Raw genomic sequence first — 16,011 nt, forward strand, 5'->3', positions numbered from 1 at the left:
CAGACGTCTGATGTATGTCGAAAGGACACGTTCCCCATGCGCACTCCCGCTTCACACACGCACTCGCCGGAGTCGGCACCGGCGCCCTACTCGCTGTCACGGCATTTCCTGGTGCCTCTGCCGCCACACCGCCGGTCGACGCCTCGATCAACCTGGCGACCCGCGGAACGAACGGCATTCCGCAATACCGCATCCCGGCCCTGACCAAGACCACCAAAGGCACCCTGATCGCGGCATACGACGGACGCCCGACGATGGGCGACCTGCCCAGCAACATCGCCATCGCCATCCGGCGTAGCACCGACGGCGGCAAGAGCTGGACGAAGCAGCAGATCGTCCGCCGGGACCCTGCCCCGCACGGGTACGGCGACCCGAGCCTGCTGGTCGACCAGCACACTGGCCGGATCTTCCTGTTCTACGCAGCAGGCATGAACCAGGGGTTCGGCGGCTCCAGCACCGGCAACGACCCGGACGACCCCAACGTGCTGCAGGCCGACTACAGCTACTCCGACGATGACGGCGCGACCTGGCACTCCCGTCGCATCACGCCGCAGATCAAGGATCCGTCGTGGGCCGGCATGTTCGCCGCATCGGGGCAAGGGATCCAGCTGACCACCGGCCCGCATGCCGGACGGCTCATCCAGCAGTACGTCATACGCATCAGTGGTCAGAACTACGCAGCCAGCGCGTACAGCGACGACGACGGAAACACCTGGCAGATGGGCGAACCCGTCGGTCCGGGGATGGACGAGAACAAGACCGTCCAGCTCGCCGACGGGACGGTGATGCTCAACAGCCGCGCGTCCGGGCACCGACTGGTCGCCATCTCGCACGACGGCGGCCAGACCTATTCGACCCCGGTCGCCGACCCGACCCTCGTGGACCCTGCCGACAACGGCGCGGTGCTCCGCGTCGCCCCGAACGCTCCGGCGAGCGACCCGGCGTCGCACCTGCTGCTGTTCGCGAACAACGACGACCCGTCGATCCGACGCAACGAGACCGTGCGGTTGTCGTGCGACGACGGGAAGACGTGGGCCGCGTCGAAGGTCATCGACACCGAGAGCGCGGCATACTCCACGCTGGCGATGGTTTCGCCCGACCGGGTCGGCCTGTTCTACGAGCGCGACGGCTACCAGCACATGACCTACACGTCGTTCTCGCTGAAGTCGATGCGTGCACTGTGCGCGCCGATCAGCGCGGCGCCGACCGCCATCACGGCAGGAGACACCCAGACTGTCCCGCTCACGATCACCAATCAGACCGGTCACGAGCTCGGGTCCGGAACGTTGCAGGCGAGCACGCCGGAGGGCTGGCAGGTGCCGGAAGTCAGGGCCCCCGCATCCCGGCCAACAGCAGCGTCACCGTCCAGGTCCCTGTCACGGCAGCACTCACCACCGCGCCCGGTGCCCATCAGTTGTCCGTCCGGTATGTCGCCGCGGGGAACTCCTCCGATGCCGAAATCACCGTCACGGTCAATGCCAACGAGGACGCACCAGCAACCCCCAGGCTCGGCATCGAGTCGTACCTGGACCACCTGGATGCCGGCGGACGGAGCGGCACGATCGATGACGTCGCGACCTACGTCACGCGAATCACCAACACTGGCAACACAATTCTGACCAACGTGACGGTGACCGGCAACCAGGACAATCTGGCCCGATGCCACTATTCCTCGCTGGCGCCGGGCGCGTCATACAACTGCAGGTACGGCACGCACACGATCTCGAATGCCGATGTCACCGCCGGAAGCTACGTCCCGCAGCTCGCGGTGACCGGTCAGTCTGTGGCGGGCAACGCGACCAGCGGGACCACCGGTGAGTCCGTGGACCTGAGCGCCTCGCACTGAGCTTCTCACCGGGCGAGGCCCCGTCCGCCGACTCCAGCGGCGGACGGGGCTCTCTGCTGCCACGATGGGTTCTATGACAACACCGGAAGAGACCAAGGTCGTCAGCGCCACCCGCGACATCGCTGCACCCGCGGCGCAGATCTTCGAGCTGATCGCCGATCCGAGCCGCCAGCCGGCGTGGGACGGCAACCACAACATCGCCCACGCCGATGCGGGCCAGCGCGTGCAGGCGATCGGAGACGTCTTCCGGATGACGCTGCACAACGGCAACGTCCGCGACAACTTGGTCGTGGAGTTCGAGGAAGGCCGGCGCATCGCGTGGTGCCCCAGCAGCGAAGGCCAGCCACCGGCCGGACACCTATGGCGTTGGGCGCTGGAGCCGGAAGGCGAGGGAAACACCCGCGTCATACACACCTACGACTGGTCTCAGCTGACCGATGAGAACCGCATGGAGCGCGCGCGTTCCACGACTCCCGACATGCTGTCGGCGTCCCTCGAAAAGCTAGCTGCCGCAGTCGAATCCACCTGAGGGATCCCTGTCAGGACCCTGCGCCGCGCAGCTTGCTCAGCCGCGACTCCAGCCGCTCCACTCGGTGTGCGTTGCCTTCGAGGGCGACATACTCGTCACCGAACCGGTAGAGCAACGCGTCGTCCAGCCGTCGCACCGCGCCCGGTGGGGTGCGGTAGGCCATTCGCTCGTCGATCGTGGCGGAGTCGTCGGTGCGCAACGTCTCGGCCAGCTCCGCCAGTGACTGTATGCCGAGCTCGCCCACCAGCCCCGCGATCCAGGAGTAGTGGTCGGCGCGGGACCAGGCTGCTTCGGCGTACTGCCCGGCAAGATAGGCGGCCAGCTCGCGCGAGGAGATCTGGTCCGCAGCCAAACCGCTGGGCACCGCCTCGGCGGCACCGGATTGCAGCTTGTCCCGGATCGTTGAGAACTCCTCGTCGGCCAGTTCGAGCAGCCCGGCCGCCAGTGTGAACCGCCGGTCGAAGTCGGGGCGCTGCTCGGTCGGAATCGTTCCCTTGTAACGGATGTCGTGCTCGAACTCGGCCCACGCGTGCTGCAGCACCGTGCGGATCTGCACCTGGACGTGCCGGTCGCCGAGCTCCGGCAGCTCGGCGCGGTCCTCCGGGACGAGGCGGATCTGCAGGTGCCGGCTGGAGTAGCCGAACCGCCCCTCGCTGGCGGTCTCCTGGCCGAGGTCGCGGTCGTCGAGCACCTCGGTCTCGGCGGCGAGCAACTGCACGACGGCGTCGACGTCGCGGCGCACATAGGTGATCACCCGCACCCCGATGGTGTCGCCGATCTCGCTCATCGGGTCCGGGTAGAGCGGGACGCCGTTCTGCTCACGCATCGCCTTCTCCGCGAAGGACGCAACGGTCTTGGCCCGTCCGTCCACCGACAAGTAGTTGAGCCCGGCATCGTCGAGCACCCCGGCGATCAGTGCGACGGCGTCGGCCGCTGCCCGCTCGACACTGGGGAACTGCACGGCATAGTCACGCCGCGCGGCGCTCACCACCTCCGCTCGGCTCGCCCCTTGGCAGATCGACGGCTGGGTTGCATACCCTCCGGCAGCGTCGGCGTCACGATGTAGCCGGTGGCGTAGTCGCCATACCTGGTGACCCGCTCTGGCGCCTCGTGGGCAAGCATTGCGACATACGCACAGATCACCGCATCGATCGCATCCTCGGCACGCCGCAGCTGCGCCTTCTGCGTCGCGGACTGCACGCTGTCGGCCAACTGTTGCCAGTGCGCGCTGTGCTTCAGCCGTAGCGCCGGTTTCGCGGTCTCGAGCGACTCCAGCAGCCGGATCAGCGTCAGCATCTCGGCCTGCAGCTGATCGACCGACCGGCCGGGTTTGTTCTTGTACTTCAGGCTCCGCCCGAGCCGGAAGAGGGCGACAGTGGCCGCGTGCGGATAGACCTCCAGGGCACGGCGCGGCCCGTGCGATTCGGGGTCCATGTCGAGGTCGAGCAGGCCGGCGATGCGGCCGGCGCGGGTCCCGTCGGCGAACGCCGGGTTGCCGGTGTTCGAGGGGTGCGCACCCGCCTCGTATGCCGCGAAGTCACGCCCCAGGGCACGCTCGGCGGCTCGGCTGCCTTTGGGGTTGACCACGATCAGCGGCGCGTCGATGCCGACCAAACAGCCGCCGGGAACGGCCGCTCGGACCACGGCGACGATCTCGTCATCGGTGCGCACCGCGCTCGCGTGACACAGCGTCCCCGTCTCGTCCAGCACGGCGACTCCGGTGGGATTCTTCAGACCCCAGGCGAGATCGATACCGACGAAGTGCATGCCTGCAGCATGCCGTATCGACGCGCGCACCCGGCGGCGAAGCACCGAACAGCAGCCTCCTGCTCGTAGCATGGACGACATGCCGAACAGCACGCAGGCAAGCGGTGACGGCGAACAGCAGTCCGCGAGCGACGAGTTCATGGACCAATGGGCCGATCCGGACGACGACTACGGCGATGACGAGCCGCGGCATCGGGACGCGCCGGGCTTGTTGCCCGGTGCGCTCATCGGCGCTGGGATCGCCTCGTTGTGTGCCATCGGCATCTATCTACTGGCCGGCAGCGGCGGCGGTGGAGACACCGGCACCAGCCCGCAAACGGTCACCGAGACCCAACCCGGCCCGACGCAGACCGTCACCCAGCGGGCCTCGTCCGGCCCGGCGAGCGACAGCACATTCACCGAAACGTCGACGGTGACCTTGCCGGGCAAGACCACGACCGTTCAGGTCGTGCAGCCGGGCAAGAACACCACCGTGACCCAGACCGCGACAGAAACTAAGACGGAGACGAGCACCGCCACGGGCTCCGCTCCCCCACCGCAGACGACGACTGTCACTCAGACCGTCACCATCGTCCCGCCGCCTCCGCCGCGGTCGATCGGGGCGGCTCGTTAACCGGCGGCCTTGAGCTCGTCCGGTGCTGCGTCCAGTGCCTGCTGGATCGAGTCGATGAGCCGTTGCGCGGACGCTGCGGTCAGCTCCAGCGCGATGCGCTGTCCCGGGCCGGCACTCGGGTCGGTCAGGTCCACGTTGAGCGTGTGCTCGGCCATCGCATGGACCGGGTGGTCGTAGTAAGCAGCGGCGTCGGTGATCTTGAACCACTTGCCGCCCGGCCCTTTTGCGCTGCCTTCGACGTCGGTCGTGACCGTGATGTAGGTGCACATGCGTCAGGCCCCCAGCTGCTCGCCGAAGAAGGTTTCGATGCGTTCCCAGCCGTCGTTCGCGGCGGCCACCTTGTATGACGGTCGGTCGACCGCGAAGAAGGCGTGCCCTGCGTCGTCATACGAGAAGAACGTGTGTGGCTTGTCGTTCGCGGTGAGGATCTCGTCCAGCTCGGCGACCTGCTCCGGGCTGGGGAACTTGTCGTCCTTGCCGAAGAGGCCGAGCAGCGGCGCGCGCAACTGCGGCAGGAGCGGCACCAGGTTCGTGACGTTGAGCGGGTAGCCCTCGGCCGGTGTGCCGGTGACGAACGCCCCGTAGCAGTCCACCACCGCGTCCAGGTCGACGTGGCACGCGGCCAGGACGGCGTGTCGGCCGCCCGAGCAGTGGCCGATCACGCCGACCCTGCCGTTGGAGTGCGGCAGCGCTCGCAGGTAGGCCGCAGCCGCTTCGGCGTCGACGACGAGCTGCTCGTCGGCGATGCCACCGGCCGCGCGCACCGTGGCGGCCGCATCGGCGGGGTCGGCGCCCGGAGCCTGCCGGGAGTAGAGGTTCGGACAGATTGCGTCGTAGCCCAGCTCGGCGAAGCGGCGGACCATCTCCTTGGTGGCCCGGTCGTAGCCGGGCAGGTGATGGATCACGACGACGCCGCCACGAGATTGGTCACCGTCGGGCGTCGCGAGATAGGCCTCGATCTCGGCGCCGTCGGAGCCGGTGAGACGCACGGTCGTTGCGTGCAGCGAATCAGACATATCGAAGGTCTATCAGACCTACTTGAGCGGCAACCCGGCGGTCAGGACGCGTGGCCCGCAGGCCGCCCCAACAAGCACAGTTCGCGCTGAGGATGTGGAGGTGAGGAACGAACCCCACAATCTCAGGACGCGTACTGCTGGATGACCTTGCCGAGTCGGGGCAGAGCCTGCTTGACGTTGTCCTTGGCCTTGCCGCGCAGGCCCTTGTAGGCACGCCTCAGCGGCTCGCGGTCCGTGGCAGCGGCCCGCTTGTCCGTCACGGCGAGCAGCGCGTCGGCCGCCTCGTCACCGCGCCCGGCGAGGTACGCACCGAAGTCGCCCGAGCCGGCGAAATCTTCCCAGAAGGGCTGCAGTGCCGTCGCGACCTCCGGCAGCATGCGATTCGTCGCGTCGGTCGTGACCGTCGGGTTGAACTTGCGCACGGCGGCGTACCCGGCCTTGATCGCGGCACCACTCAGGCCCTTCTTGTCCTTCACCTCGGCGTCGATCACCGCGGCCAGGTCGGTCACGACCTGCGGGCGACGGTCGGCGGCGAGCAGGGTTTCGGACAAGGTCATGCGTTCTGCCTTTCGATGGGTGCAATGGGTATGACGAACGCCGCGCCCGGCGGGCCGGACGCGGCGTTCAGTGAAGCTGGTGGATCAGACAGTCGATCAGATGCGGCCGTAGCCGGACACACCACTGTAGATCGCGCGGACGCCGACGGTGCCACCCGGGTGGTTGGCGTCGATCATCATGCCGTTGCCGACGTAGATGGCCACGTGGTAGGCGGAGCTGCCGTTGCCGAAGAAGATGAGGTCACCCGGCTGCGGGTTGCTGACTCGGGTCGCCATCTGCATCTGCGCGGTCGCGGTCCGCGGAATCGACTTGCCGGCCTGCGCGTAAACGTAGGACGTGAAGCCGGAGCAGTCGAAACCGGCCGGGCTGGCGCCACCGTAGACGTAGGGCGAGCCGATGTAGCGCTCAGCGATGCCGACGATGCCACTGGCGGCCGGGGGCGCCTGGGTGACGGGTGCCGGCTTCGGGGCCGGGTTGGCCACCGGCTGCGTCGGACGCGTCGCGGTGCGGGAGACCGACGTCGCGCGCGGGCGGACAACCTTCTTCGGGGCCTCGTAGCGCTTGGCTGCGACGGGGGTCGCCAGCTGTGCCTGCGCACGGACCGCGCTGAGCTGCTGCTCGGCCTTCGTCGCAGTCAGCGGGTGCGCCAGCGCCTGGGCGCGGGAAGCCTGGGTGGCAAAGTCGACCGAGCTCGGGCCGGTGATCGACGCGACACCCGTGGTGGCCTGTGCGGCCTGCGGTGCGGCGATCGAGGCCACCAGTCCACCGGCGACGGCAACAGTGGCCGATACGCGCGCGGTCGAGTTGAAGGTCGACGACAACTTGCTCGGGGCGCGGTGTCGACCGCGCGTACCAAGAATGGACACGAATTACCTCTCCGTCGCCTACGAGGTCAGCTGTCGGGCTCGAGTTGGAGATACTCGGTCTCGGTGCGGCACCGTGCGGTGCCGCGGTGAAACTTCGCCCCTAGGGCGGCTTGCGCCACCCGAATTTGGGTCCCCCGCTCCTGCCGTGCGGAATCGTTGCACCCGATCAGCTGGCAGGATTCGGCGTTGCCTCACGGGAACCCACCGATTGGCGGGCCGGGGAAAACGGTACACAACCCCGGAGGGAAAGTCACAGCGAGGTCACGATCTGGTGGAAAAAAGTTTGAAAAACGTTGAGTTGTGGCGATTGCGACACGCTCAGTCGGCGTCGACGAACACGTGCATGGCCACGTCGCGCGGCAGCGACACGGCCTCGCCGCCCTCGGCGCGCACCAGCACGCGGTCGCCCTCGAGATGGATCTCGACCTTGGCGTTGGGTGTGATGCCGCCAGCGGTCAGGACGCTCAACGCCTCCTGGTCGGCTTGTGCGGGCTCACCGACGCGGCGGATGACGAAGCTGGCCGGCAGGTCGGTGCCGACCTCGGTCATCGGGCGCACACCGTCACGGAACTGCAGCCGCGTCTCCTCCTCGCCCAGCTCTTCGAGCCCGGGGATGGGGTTGCCGTATGGCGAGATGTGTCGCTCACCCAGCATGCCGAGGATCTTGCGCTCGAGGCGCTCGCTCATCACGTGCTCCCATCGGCACGCCTCGTCGTGCGCGAACTCGAGCTCGACGCCGATGATGTCCACGAGAAGCCGCTCAGCGAGCCGGTGCTTGCGCATCACCCGGGTCGCGAGCATCCGACCGTGGTCGGTCAGCTCCAGGTGACGGTCGCCGGCCAGGGTCAACAGGCCGTCGCGCTCCATTCGGGCAACAGTTTGAGACACAGTGGGTCCGGAGTGTCCCAGCCGCTCGGCGATGCGTGCACGCAGCGGCACGATGCCTTCTTCCTCAAGGTCGAAGATCGTGCGGAGGTACATCTCGGTGGTGTCGATCAGCTCGCTCACACCGTAAGCCTGCCATTAAGCGGTGACAGGTGCCATCGGACCCTCTCCGAAAAATTTCGGTCAATATTATCGGGAATCCTTGCCGGGCACGCTACGTTCTTGTTCTTGGAAGCCGTGGGGCTCCTCCCCCTGACCCACGGCATCCCGAACCGTTCGTTTTACGGGCGGGGTGAGCACACCGCAAGGTGCAGCTCGGACGGCTGGCGCACCTCCCCTGGGCGCCAGCCGTTCTTGCATCTCGGGCCTCTCGGCCGACCTCCTGCGGGCACGCGGGCTAAATCCATTGCCAGTGGCGTGCCCTTCGGCTTAGCGTGGTGGCACACGAGAAAGGAGGTGGTCCACGAGTGAATTCTCAAAGGACGCGTGAGGTGGTTGCGAGCTAGTTCGCAACCTACGTATTCGTCGCCGGCCACCTCCGTGTGGACCGACGAAACGGACGTTCGGTAGCTACTCCAACGCAGCCACCGCGGCCCGTGGGCGCGCGATCTCGTCCATCGTGCTTCCCGGCATTGAGCCGGAGCCCACGGGCTGTCCCATTCCCCAAGGTGGTCGAGTAGCGGCGAGGAACGAGCCGCCCAAGGTGGTCGAGTAGCGGCGAGGAACGAGCCGCGTATCGAGACCCCTACGGCTGGCGACGCTCGATCCGCCAGGAGGTCCCGTCGGCCAGGTCGCCGTCACCGGTGCGGACGTAGACCAGCCGGTCGTGCAGGCGACTGCTGCGGCCGGCCCAGAACTCCACTTCGTCGCAGTGCACGACGTACCCACCCCAGAAGTCCGGCAGCGGCACGCCCTGCGCGCTGCCGGTGTCCGGCCACTTCGCCTCGTATGACGCAACGGCCTCTTCCAGTTGCGCGCGTGTCGCCGTGGGCTGCGACTGGTGCGAGGCCCAGGCGCCGATCCGTGACCCGTAGGGGCGGCTGCGGAAGTAGTCGGTCGTGACCTGCTCCGGCAGGCGCTGCGCCATACCGGTGAAGCGGATCGCTCGGTACATCGGCGGCCAGGTGAGTGCGGCGGCGATGCGCGGATTCGCTGCGAGGTCAAGGCCTTTGCGGCTGCCGAAGTTGGTGTAGAAACCCGGGCCGTCCTGCGCGAGATAGCGCATCAGCACCGTCCGCACGTGCGGCTGTCCGTCGCCGCCGACGGTCGCGACCGAGATCGCTTCCGGCTCCGGCACGTCGCCGCGCTCGTCCTGCCGCGCCCGCGCGTCAGCGACCCACTGATCGATGAGATTCCACGGCCCAGGCGGCAGTTCGTGCTCGTCCAAACCCTCGCCTGCGTAGTCCCAACGCTTGATCGGCTGCATGTGCTCGACGGTACCGCTGGCAGAATCGGAGCCGTGACAGACCAACTCGTCATCCCTGATTCGTTGAAACCCTCCGACGGCCGCTTCGGCTCCGGGCCGAGCAAAGTGCGCCCGGAGCAGCTCGATGCGCTGCTCTCGCAGGGTCGCACGGTGCTCGGCACGTCGCACCGGCAAGCCCCGGTCAAGAACCTCGTCGCGGCGGTCCGCTCCGGCCTCGCCGAGCTGCTCAGCGCACCGCAGGGCTACGAGATCGTCGTCGGCATGGGCGGCACCAATGCGTTCTGGGACGCGGCCTCGTTCGGGCTGATCCGCGACCGCGGCGCCTTCGCCGTGTGCGGTGAGTTCAGTGCGAAGTTCGCGACCGTCGCGCGCAGTGCACCCTTCCTTGCCGACCCGATCGTCGCCGAGGTCGAGCCGGGTACCTCGGTGCAGCTGCAGACCAGCCACGGCGTCGACACCTACTGCTGGGCCCAGAACGAAACGTCCACCGGCGTGGCCACGCCGGTCCGGCGGGTGCCCGGCTCCGGCGACGAGCTGATGCTGGTCGACGCGACGTCGGCGGCGGGCGCCATACCCGTCGACCTCGCCGAGACCGACGCCTACTACTTCGCTCCGCAGAAGGTCTTCGCCTCCGACGGCGGCCTCTGGTTCGCCGCGATGTCCCCGGCAGCGCTAGAGCGGATCGAGACCCTCAGCGCCCAACGCTGGACCCCCGCGACGCTGGATCTGCAGGTGTGCGTGGACAATTCGCGACTTGAGCAGACCTACAACACGCCTGCAGTCGCGACGCTCGCGTTGATGGCTGCACAGGTCGAGTGGATGCTGGCGAACGGCGGGCTGTCCTGGGCCGCCGGCCGCAGTGCTGCGTCGAGCACGACGCTCTACGACTGGGCGGACCGCACGTCATACACCTCCCCGTTCGTGTCGGACCCGGCCGATCGCTCCCCCGTCGTCGGCACCATCGACTTCGACGGCGTCGACGCAGCTGCAGTCGCAAAGGCGTTGCGCGCCAACGGGATTGTCGACACCGAGCCTTACCGCAAGCTGGGCCGCAACCAGCTGCGCATCGGCATGTACCCCGCTGTCGACCCCGAGGATGTCGCCGCGCTGACCGCCTGCATCGATTACGTCGTTGAGCATCTGTGATGCTGGCGGCGTGACTATTGCGGACCTGAATCTCACTCGTGACGACTGCGCGCTGCGTGGCCGTCAGCTGGCCATCGACACGCATCGCGTCGAACTGGACCTGAGCGATCTCGACAACGCCGGCATTGCGACCTTCGTCTCGCGCTCGACGATCCGCTTCACCAGCACCGACACGTCGACCTGGCTCGACCTGGTCGCCGACGAGGTCACCGCGCTCACCGTCAACGGCACCGCCCAGCCCACCGACTCGTATGACGGCGCACGTGTCTCACTCGAGCGCCTGCTGACCGACGCCGTCAACGAGGTCGTGCTCGAGGCACGTTGCCGCTACAGCAGGACCGGCGAAGGACTGCACCGCTTCACGGACCCGGCGGACCAAAACACCTACGTTTACACGCATTTCGAGCCCACCGATGCGCGTCGAGCGTTCGCGTGCTTCGAGCAGCCGGACCTCAAAGCGCGCTTCTCCTTCGTGGTGACCGCGCCTGCGTCGTCCTTGGTCTTCGGCAACCAGTCGGTGGTCACGGACGAGGTCGACGGCGACCGGCACACGGTCACCTTCGCCCCGACGCTTCCCTTGTCGTCATACCTGACCGCGGTGGCCGCCGGCCCGTTCCACTCCGTGTCCGATGTATGGCGAGCCGACCGCACCGACGGCAGCCCCCTGGAGGTTCCGCTCGGTGTCATCTGCCGCAAGTCGATGGCCGAGCACCTCGATGCCGACGAGATCTTCACGATCACCAAACAGGGGCTGACCTTCTTCGACGAGGTCTTCCAATTCCCTTACCCCTGGGGCAAATACGACGAGATCTTCCTGCCGGAGTACAACATCGGGGCGATGGAGCACCCGGGGCTGGTGACGTTCAGCGAGAACAGCTACATCTTCCGCGGCACCCCCAGCGAGGCGCAGCGCGAGTCGCGCGCCGAAGTGATCATGCACGAGATGGCGCACATGTGGTTCGGCGACCTCGCGACGCCGCGCTGGTGGGACGACACCTGGCTGAAGGAGTCCTTCGCCGACCTGATGGGCTACCTCGCAGCCACCGAAGCCGCCGGCTTCAAGGGTTCATGGGTCACTTTCGCGCTGAACCGCAAGCAGTGGGCCTATACCCAGGACCAGCTGCCGACCACGCACCCGATCGTCGCCGACATCCCTGATCTCGAAGCGGCCCGGCTGAACTTCGACGGCATCACCTACGCCAAGGGTGCCTCAGTCCTCAAGCAGCTGATGGCGTATGCCGGCCGCGACGCCTTCTTCCGGGCGGCTCAGCTCTACTTCCAGCGCCACGCCTTCGGCTCCACGAGCCTCGAGGACCTGATCACCTGCCTGCAGGAAACGTCGGAGGCAGACCTCTCGGACTGGGTGCCTTCGTGGCTGGAGACCACCGGGCCGTCCACGATCAGTGTCGTCCGTGAGGGCGAGAACCTTTACGTCACAGTGAATTCCGCCGACCGCCTCAATGGCGAGCAAGTCGATCGAAAGCACCGTGTCGTGGTGTCCACCTTTGCACTGGGCGACGCCGGATTCGAGCGCAGTGCGCGGCTGGAGGTCACTCTCGATGCGCCGAAGGTCCTGGTGGAGTTGCCGGCCGGCACACGGGCCGACGTGGTCGTGGCCAACGACGACGACCTGACCTACGCCCTGCTCCGGCTCGATGACATGTCGGTCATCAAGCTCACGGCCGAGCTGTCCTCGGTGCAGCCGACACTGACCCGAGCGGTCATCTGGTCGGCGCTGTGGAACGCCGTGCGCGACGCTCGCCTCCACCCCTTCCACTACCTCGTGGCGGTCGAGCGCAATGCCGCGACGGAGACCGACGCCGGGTTGCTGGCCATGGTCCTGCACCAGGCGTCCGCCGCCATCACCGGTTATCTCCATCCCGACGAACGCGACTCCGAGGCAACAACACTCGTCGCAGCCATCCACAAGGGCTGCGCGCGGCGGCGCCGGGATCGGACCTGCAGCGCGCGTGGGCGGATGCACTCGCCGGGACCGCCGGGCTCACCCCCAGCGGCGAAGAGCCGGTGCGCCATACCTTCGAGGGCGGGGTGGCCGGACTCGAGCTCACCCCGTCGTTGCGCTGGGACCTGCTGGTCGCGCTGGCCGAGCTCGGCGCCGTTGACGAAGCACGACTGCAGGCGGAATACGCCGCCGACCCGACGATGAGCGGCGCGACCGCCAGGGATCGTGCACTCGCATCGCTGCCAGGAGTCGCGACCAAACAGCAGGTATGGCGCGAGCTGACCACGGACAGCGCGCTGACCAACGACAAGCAGCGTGCACTGCTCGCCGGCTTCGTGACCGGACCGGAGAGCGAGACCGCGCAGTTCGTGCCGACCTACTTCGACCAGGTCGGCGCGTGGTGGCAGCAGCAGACGATGACGATGGCGGCTCGATTGGCGACCGAGTTGTTCCCCCGGACCAACCTCACCGACGGAGACATCATCGACAATCCGGTCGTGCAGGCCGCGCAGGCCTGGCTCAACGAGCACGAGGATGCCCCGACTGCGTTGCGACGCATAGTGATCGAGCAGTTGGATCACGTTCGGCGGCGGCTGCGCGCCCAGGTCGGCTGACGATCAGCCGAGCAGTGCCCCGAGCACTGCGACGCCGACGAGGGCGACCAGCGCGACGATGACCACGAGGCGTTGCGAGCGTGGCGACATCATGCGGCGCGCTGTCCGGCGAGGTCGTCGCTGGGGTTGTCGCGGTGCCGCACTTCGAAATGCGGAATCGGTCGCCCTTCAAGGCGCAGCCGCAGATCGTCTCGTCGCATCAGATAGGTCATGGCGGTCACCACGGTAACCGCTGTCGCGACGCTGCCGACCAGGATGGTCCATCGCGCGCCGAACTCCGAGCCGATCCAGCCGATGACCGGCGCACCGATCGGGGTGCCGCCCATGAAGATGGCCATGTAGAGCGCCATCACGCGACCGCGCATCACCGGGGTGACGCTCAGCTGCACCGTGGCGTTGGCGGTGTTGAGCGTGGTGATGGCGCACAGGCCGGTCGGGATCAGGAACACCGCGAAGAGCAGGTATGACGGGGCGAGTGACGCGAGGGCGGAGAACACCGTGAACCCGGTCAGCGACCAGAGCACGATCCGCAACCGCGGTCGCTGCCGGCGGGCCGCCATCAGAGCGCCGGCCAGCGATCCGATCGCCATGATCGAGCCGAGCAAGCCGTATTCGGCTGCACCTTGGTGGAAGACAGTGGTGGCCATCAGCGCGATGGTGAGCTGGAAGTTCATCCCGAAGGTGCCGAGCATGAAGACCATGAACATGATGAGCATCAGGTCCGGGCGGCGCCGGACGTAGGCCAGCCCCTCACGGACCTTGCCCTTACCGCGGACTTGGGGTGCCGGCATCAGCTCGCCGGGGCGCATCGCCTTGAGCGCGATCAGCACCGCGATGAACGAGAAGGTGTTGAAGACCAGCGTCTGTCCGGTGCCGATGAGTCCGATGCACAGGCCGGCGATGCCGGGGCCGATCAGCCGGGCGGCATTGAACGACGTGGCGTTGAGCCCGACCGCGTTGGAGAGCAGCCCCGGCTCGACCATCTCGGAGACGAAGGCCTGTCGGCTGGGGTTGTCCAAGGCGGTCGCGACGCCCTGCAACGCCGCCAGCGCGTAGACCTGCCAGAGCGTGACGACGTCGGTGAGGACGAGCACGGCCAACAGGGCGGCGGTGATCGCCAGCGCACTCTGGGTGCCGAAGAGGATGCGCCGCTTGGGGAAGCGGTCGGTGATCGCCCCGGCGAAGGGCGCCAGCAGCACGACCGGCGCAAACTGGAGGGCGGTGACGATCCCCAGCGCGGTCGCGTCGTGCGGGGTCAGCTGGGTCAGGACCAGCCAGTCCTGGGCGGTACGGCCCATCCAGGTGCCGACGTTGGAGACCAGTGCGCCGGCAAAGTAGACGCGGTAGTTGTAGACGGACAGGGACGCGAAGGTCCGGCTCCTGCTCATGCGCGATGCGCTCTCCCTCATCGAGCGGTCACAACCCTTTCCAGGATGTCCGCGGCCTCCCGCAGCACGGCACACTCCTCGTCGGTCAGGTCCGCCATACGGGAGTAGACCCACTCGTCACGCGAACGTCGGACGGTGCTCAGGATCTTGCGACCCTCAGGCGTCAGTTGCAGATGAACCTGCCGGCCGTCGTCGGGGTCTGCGTCGCGCCGGACGAAGCCTTGCTCGACCAAAGCATTGACGGTCCGTGTCATCGATGGGGCGCTCACGCACTCGAGCTCCGCGAGCTCACGCGGGGTGCGGATGTTCTTGTCGAGCTTGCCGAGCACCGAAACCTGGTGTGGGCGAAGGGTGCTCCGCCCGGTGTTGGAGAAGCGGACCCGGCGACTGATGCGCATGCAGACCGACCGGAGGTCGACGGCGAGATGTCTGCGTTCGGCTGGAGTCACAGTTAGTTAGCTTAGCTCATTAGTCGAGCTAATTAAATTCGGTCATGGTGAACACTCGACCACCGCCCAGCCGAGCCGCCAGGTCGTATCATGGGATTCTCAGGAACTTCCCAGCGAAGGAGGTCAAAGTGTCTGGCATGAGCGAGCGGAGCGAGCGACCAAAAGAGTCCAGCGCGAATGCCGGCACCCGAGGAACGAGGGGACCGGCATGAGCTCTCCGGAAGCCCGCCTGCTGGTGGTCGAGGACGAAACCAACATTCGCGAATTGCTCGCAACGAGCCTCAAGTTCGCCGGTTTCGAGGTGCACACAGCAGCGACCGGCAACGACGCGATCAGCGTCGCCGGCCAGCACACGCTGGACCTCGCGGTCCTCGACGTCATGCTGCCGGACATGGACGGCTTCACCGTCACCCGCAAGCTGCGCGCCAACGGCATCGAGCTGCCGATCGTCTTCCTGACCGCGCGTGACGCGGTCGAGGACAAGGTCAAGGGCCTGACCGTCGGCGGCGACGATTACGTCACCAAGCCGTTCAGCCTGGAGGAGGTCGTCGCCCGCATCCGGGCCGTGCTGCGCCGCACCCAGGAGGCGAGCAACGCGCGGTCGCTGGTGCAGGTCGGCGATCTGGAGCTCGATGAGGACTCACACGAGGTGCGCCGCAACGGCCAGGTGATCGAGGTGTCCCCCACCGAGTTCAAGCTGCTGCGTTACCTCATGCTGAACCAAGGCCGGGTTCTTTCCAAAGCGCAGATCCTGGATCACGTCTGGGACTACGACTTCCGCGGTGAGGCGGGCATCGTGGAGAGCTACATCTCCTACCTGCGCCGCAAGATCGACGTCGGCGACGTGCCGCCGTTGATCCACACCAAGCGTGGGGTCGGTTACGTCCTGCGCGCTCCGCGCGAGTGACGGCGTCGCGTAACTCGTTGAGGGGACGTGTCGGACAC

The 16,011-nt window shown here is 67.3% G+C and carries 17 protein-coding genes, 1 pseudogene and 1 riboswitch; of the genes and pseudogenes, 8 read left to right on the plus strand and 10 right to left on the minus strand.

The window, feature by feature from the left end; translation table 11 throughout:
* The first annotated feature begins 14 nt into the window (after window positions 1-14).
* The 3 genes from ACFQDH_RS00915 (at window position 15) to ACFQDH_RS00925 (ending at window position 2,375) form a co-directional block, all read left to right on the plus strand.
* A complete protein-coding gene (locus ACFQDH_RS00915) occupies window positions 15-1,619 on the plus strand; it encodes a sialidase family protein (protein WP_382397602.1) in 1,605 nt (534 codons plus the stop codon).
* Window positions 1,616-1,846, plus strand: coding sequence for a hypothetical protein (locus tag ACFQDH_RS00920; RefSeq protein ID WP_465253888.1), 231 nt, complete (start codon window positions 1,616-1,618; stop codon window positions 1,844-1,846). The genes ACFQDH_RS00915 and ACFQDH_RS00920 overlap by 4 nt, the downstream gene beginning before the upstream one ends.
* Window positions 1,847-1,919: 73 nt before the next feature.
* Entirely contained in the window at window positions 1,920-2,375 is a 456-nt protein-coding gene (locus ACFQDH_RS00925; protein WP_382397606.1) for an SRPBCC family protein, read from the plus strand.
* A 10-nt stretch (window positions 2,376-2,385) separates the two neighbouring features.
* Here ACFQDH_RS00925 and ACFQDH_RS00930 read toward each other — a convergent pair whose 3' ends face one another.
* Together ACFQDH_RS00930 and ACFQDH_RS00935 are read right to left on the minus strand one after the other, a co-directional pair.
* The gene (locus ACFQDH_RS00930) at window positions 2,386-3,363 is read right to left on the minus strand and encodes a GTP pyrophosphokinase (RefSeq protein WP_382397608.1); all 978 of its coding nucleotides are present in this window, start codon (window positions 3,361-3,363) and stop codon (window positions 2,386-2,388) included.
* Window positions 3,360-4,142 carry a DUF429 domain-containing protein gene (locus ACFQDH_RS00935; RefSeq protein WP_382397610.1) on the minus strand — a complete coding sequence of 261 codons (783 nt, stop codon included), beginning with the start codon at window positions 4,140-4,142 and terminating at the stop codon, window positions 3,360-3,362. The genes ACFQDH_RS00930 and ACFQDH_RS00935 overlap by 4 nt, the downstream gene beginning before the upstream one ends.
* Before the next feature lie 79 nt (window positions 4,143-4,221).
* On the opposite strand from ACFQDH_RS00935, the gene ACFQDH_RS00940 reads away from it, so the two are divergent.
* Window positions 4,222-4,755 carry a hypothetical protein gene (locus ACFQDH_RS00940; protein WP_382397612.1) on the plus strand — a complete coding sequence of 178 codons (534 nt, stop codon included), beginning with the start codon at window positions 4,222-4,224 and terminating at the stop codon, window positions 4,753-4,755.
* Here ACFQDH_RS00940 and ACFQDH_RS00945 read toward each other — a convergent pair.
* The 6 genes from ACFQDH_RS00945 to pdxH form a co-directional block, all read right to left on the minus strand.
* Window positions 4,752-5,024, minus strand: coding sequence for a DUF6295 family protein (locus ACFQDH_RS00945; protein WP_382397614.1), 273 nt, complete (start codon window positions 5,022-5,024; stop codon window positions 4,752-4,754). The genes ACFQDH_RS00940 and ACFQDH_RS00945 overlap by 4 nt on opposite strands.
* Before the next feature lie 3 nt (window positions 5,025-5,027).
* The gene (locus ACFQDH_RS00950) at window positions 5,028-5,771 is read right to left on the minus strand and encodes a dienelactone hydrolase family protein (RefSeq protein ID WP_382397616.1); all 744 of its coding nucleotides are present in this window, start codon (window positions 5,769-5,771) and stop codon (window positions 5,028-5,030) included.
* A 122-nt stretch (window positions 5,772-5,893) separates the two neighbouring features.
* On the minus strand, window positions 5,894-6,328 hold the full coding sequence (locus ACFQDH_RS00955; protein WP_382397618.1) for a DUF6918 family protein: 435 nt from the start codon (window positions 6,326-6,328) through the stop codon (window positions 5,894-5,896).
* A gap of 96 nt (window positions 6,329-6,424) precedes the next feature.
* Complete coding sequence (locus tag ACFQDH_RS00960) at window positions 6,425-7,195, minus strand: C40 family peptidase (RefSeq protein ID WP_382397620.1); 771 nt, start codon at window positions 7,193-7,195, stop codon at window positions 6,425-6,427.
* Window positions 7,196-7,391: riboswitch (cyclic di-AMP (ydaO/yuaA leader) on the minus strand. It lies immediately after the preceding gene.
* A 122-nt stretch (window positions 7,392-7,513) separates the two neighbouring features.
* On the minus strand, window positions 7,514-8,203 hold the full coding sequence (locus ACFQDH_RS00965) for a metal-dependent transcriptional regulator (RefSeq protein WP_382397622.1): 690 nt from the start codon (window positions 8,201-8,203) through the stop codon (window positions 7,514-7,516).
* A 622-nt stretch (window positions 8,204-8,825) separates the two neighbouring features.
* Complete coding sequence (gene pdxH, locus ACFQDH_RS00970) at window positions 8,826-9,506, minus strand: pyridoxamine 5'-phosphate oxidase (RefSeq protein WP_382397624.1); 681 nt, start codon at window positions 9,504-9,506, stop codon at window positions 8,826-8,828.
* Window positions 9,507-9,539: 33 nt separating this feature from the next.
* Here pdxH and serC point away from each other — a divergent pair, with 33 nt between their 5' ends.
* The 3 genes and pseudogenes from serC to ACFQDH_RS00985 all read left to right on the plus strand — a co-directional run bounded on the left by serC (window position 9,540) and on the right by ACFQDH_RS00985 (window position 13,229).
* Window positions 9,540-10,652 (plus strand): phosphoserine transaminase, encoded by a 1,113-nt coding sequence (gene serC / locus ACFQDH_RS00975; RefSeq protein ID WP_382397626.1) that lies wholly within the window; start codon window positions 9,540-9,542, stop codon window positions 10,650-10,652.
* Between the two features lie 10 nt (window positions 10,653-10,662).
* Window positions 10,663-12,597 (plus strand): annotated as a pseudogene (gene pepN / locus ACFQDH_RS00980) (aminopeptidase N); the annotation flags it as partial.
* A gap of 14 nt (window positions 12,598-12,611) precedes the next feature.
* Window positions 12,612-13,229, plus strand: a complete 618-nt coding sequence (locus tag ACFQDH_RS00985) for an ERAP1-like C-terminal domain-containing protein (RefSeq protein WP_382404781.1) — start codon at window positions 12,612-12,614, stop codon at window positions 13,227-13,229.
* A gap of 89 nt (window positions 13,230-13,318) precedes the next feature.
* Here the strand turns inward: ACFQDH_RS00985 and ACFQDH_RS00990 are convergent, their stop codons facing one another.
* Window positions 13,319-14,617, minus strand: a complete 1,299-nt coding sequence (locus tag ACFQDH_RS00990) for an MFS transporter (protein WP_382397628.1) — start codon at window positions 14,615-14,617, stop codon at window positions 13,319-13,321.
* Window positions 14,618-14,634: 17 nt separating this feature from the next.
* A complete protein-coding gene (locus ACFQDH_RS00995; protein ID WP_382397630.1) occupies window positions 14,635-15,066 on the minus strand; it encodes a MarR family transcriptional regulator in 432 nt (143 codons plus the stop codon).
* A 208-nt stretch (window positions 15,067-15,274) separates the two neighbouring features.
* Between ACFQDH_RS00995 and ACFQDH_RS01000 the strand changes: the two genes are divergently transcribed.
* On the plus strand, window positions 15,275-15,973 hold the full coding sequence (locus ACFQDH_RS01000; protein ID WP_382397632.1) for a response regulator transcription factor: 699 nt from the start codon (window positions 15,275-15,277) through the stop codon (window positions 15,971-15,973).
* The last annotated feature ends 38 nt before the right edge of the window (window positions 15,974-16,011 follow it).

It is taken from the genome of Flexivirga alba, assembly GCF_042661025.1.
In the GTDB taxonomy this organism is placed as follows: Bacteria; Actinomycetota; Actinomycetes; order Actinomycetales; family Dermatophilaceae; genus Flexivirga; species Flexivirga alba.

Bases quoted from the DNA above. Each gene is read 5' to 3' on its own strand.
- ACFQDH_RS00935 (WP_382397610.1), bottom strand. From the start codon at position 4,142: ATGCACTTCGTCGGTATCGATCTCGCCTGGGGTCTGAAGAATCCCACC.
- ACFQDH_RS00990 (WP_382397628.1), bottom strand. From the start codon at position 14,617: ATGAGCAGGAGCCGGACCTTCGCGTCCCTGTCCGTCTACAACTACCGC.
- ACFQDH_RS00940 (WP_382397612.1), top strand. From the start codon at position 4,222: ATGCCGAACAGCACGCAGGCAAGCGGTGACGGCGAACAGCAGTCCGCG.
- ACFQDH_RS00950 (WP_382397616.1), bottom strand. From the start codon at position 5,771: ATGTCTGATTCGCTGCACGCAACGACCGTGCGTCTCACCGGCTCCGAC.
- ACFQDH_RS01000 (WP_382397632.1), top strand. From the start codon at position 15,275: ATGAGCTCTCCGGAAGCCCGCCTGCTGGTGGTCGAGGACGAAACCAAC.
- ACFQDH_RS00955 (WP_382397618.1), bottom strand. From the start codon at position 6,328: ATGACCTTGTCCGAAACCCTGCTCGCCGCCGACCGTCGCCCGCAGGTC.
- ACFQDH_RS00915 (WP_382397602.1), top strand. From the start codon at position 15: ATGTCGAAAGGACACGTTCCCCATGCGCACTCCCGCTTCACACACGCA.
- pdxH (WP_382397624.1), bottom strand. From the start codon at position 9,506: ATGCAGCCGATCAAGCGTTGGGACTACGCAGGCGAGGGTTTGGACGAG.
- ACFQDH_RS00925 (WP_382397606.1), top strand. From the start codon at position 1,920: ATGACAACACCGGAAGAGACCAAGGTCGTCAGCGCCACCCGCGACATC.
- ACFQDH_RS00945 (WP_382397614.1), bottom strand. From the start codon at position 5,024: ATGTGCACCTACATCACGGTCACGACCGACGTCGAAGGCAGCGCAAAA.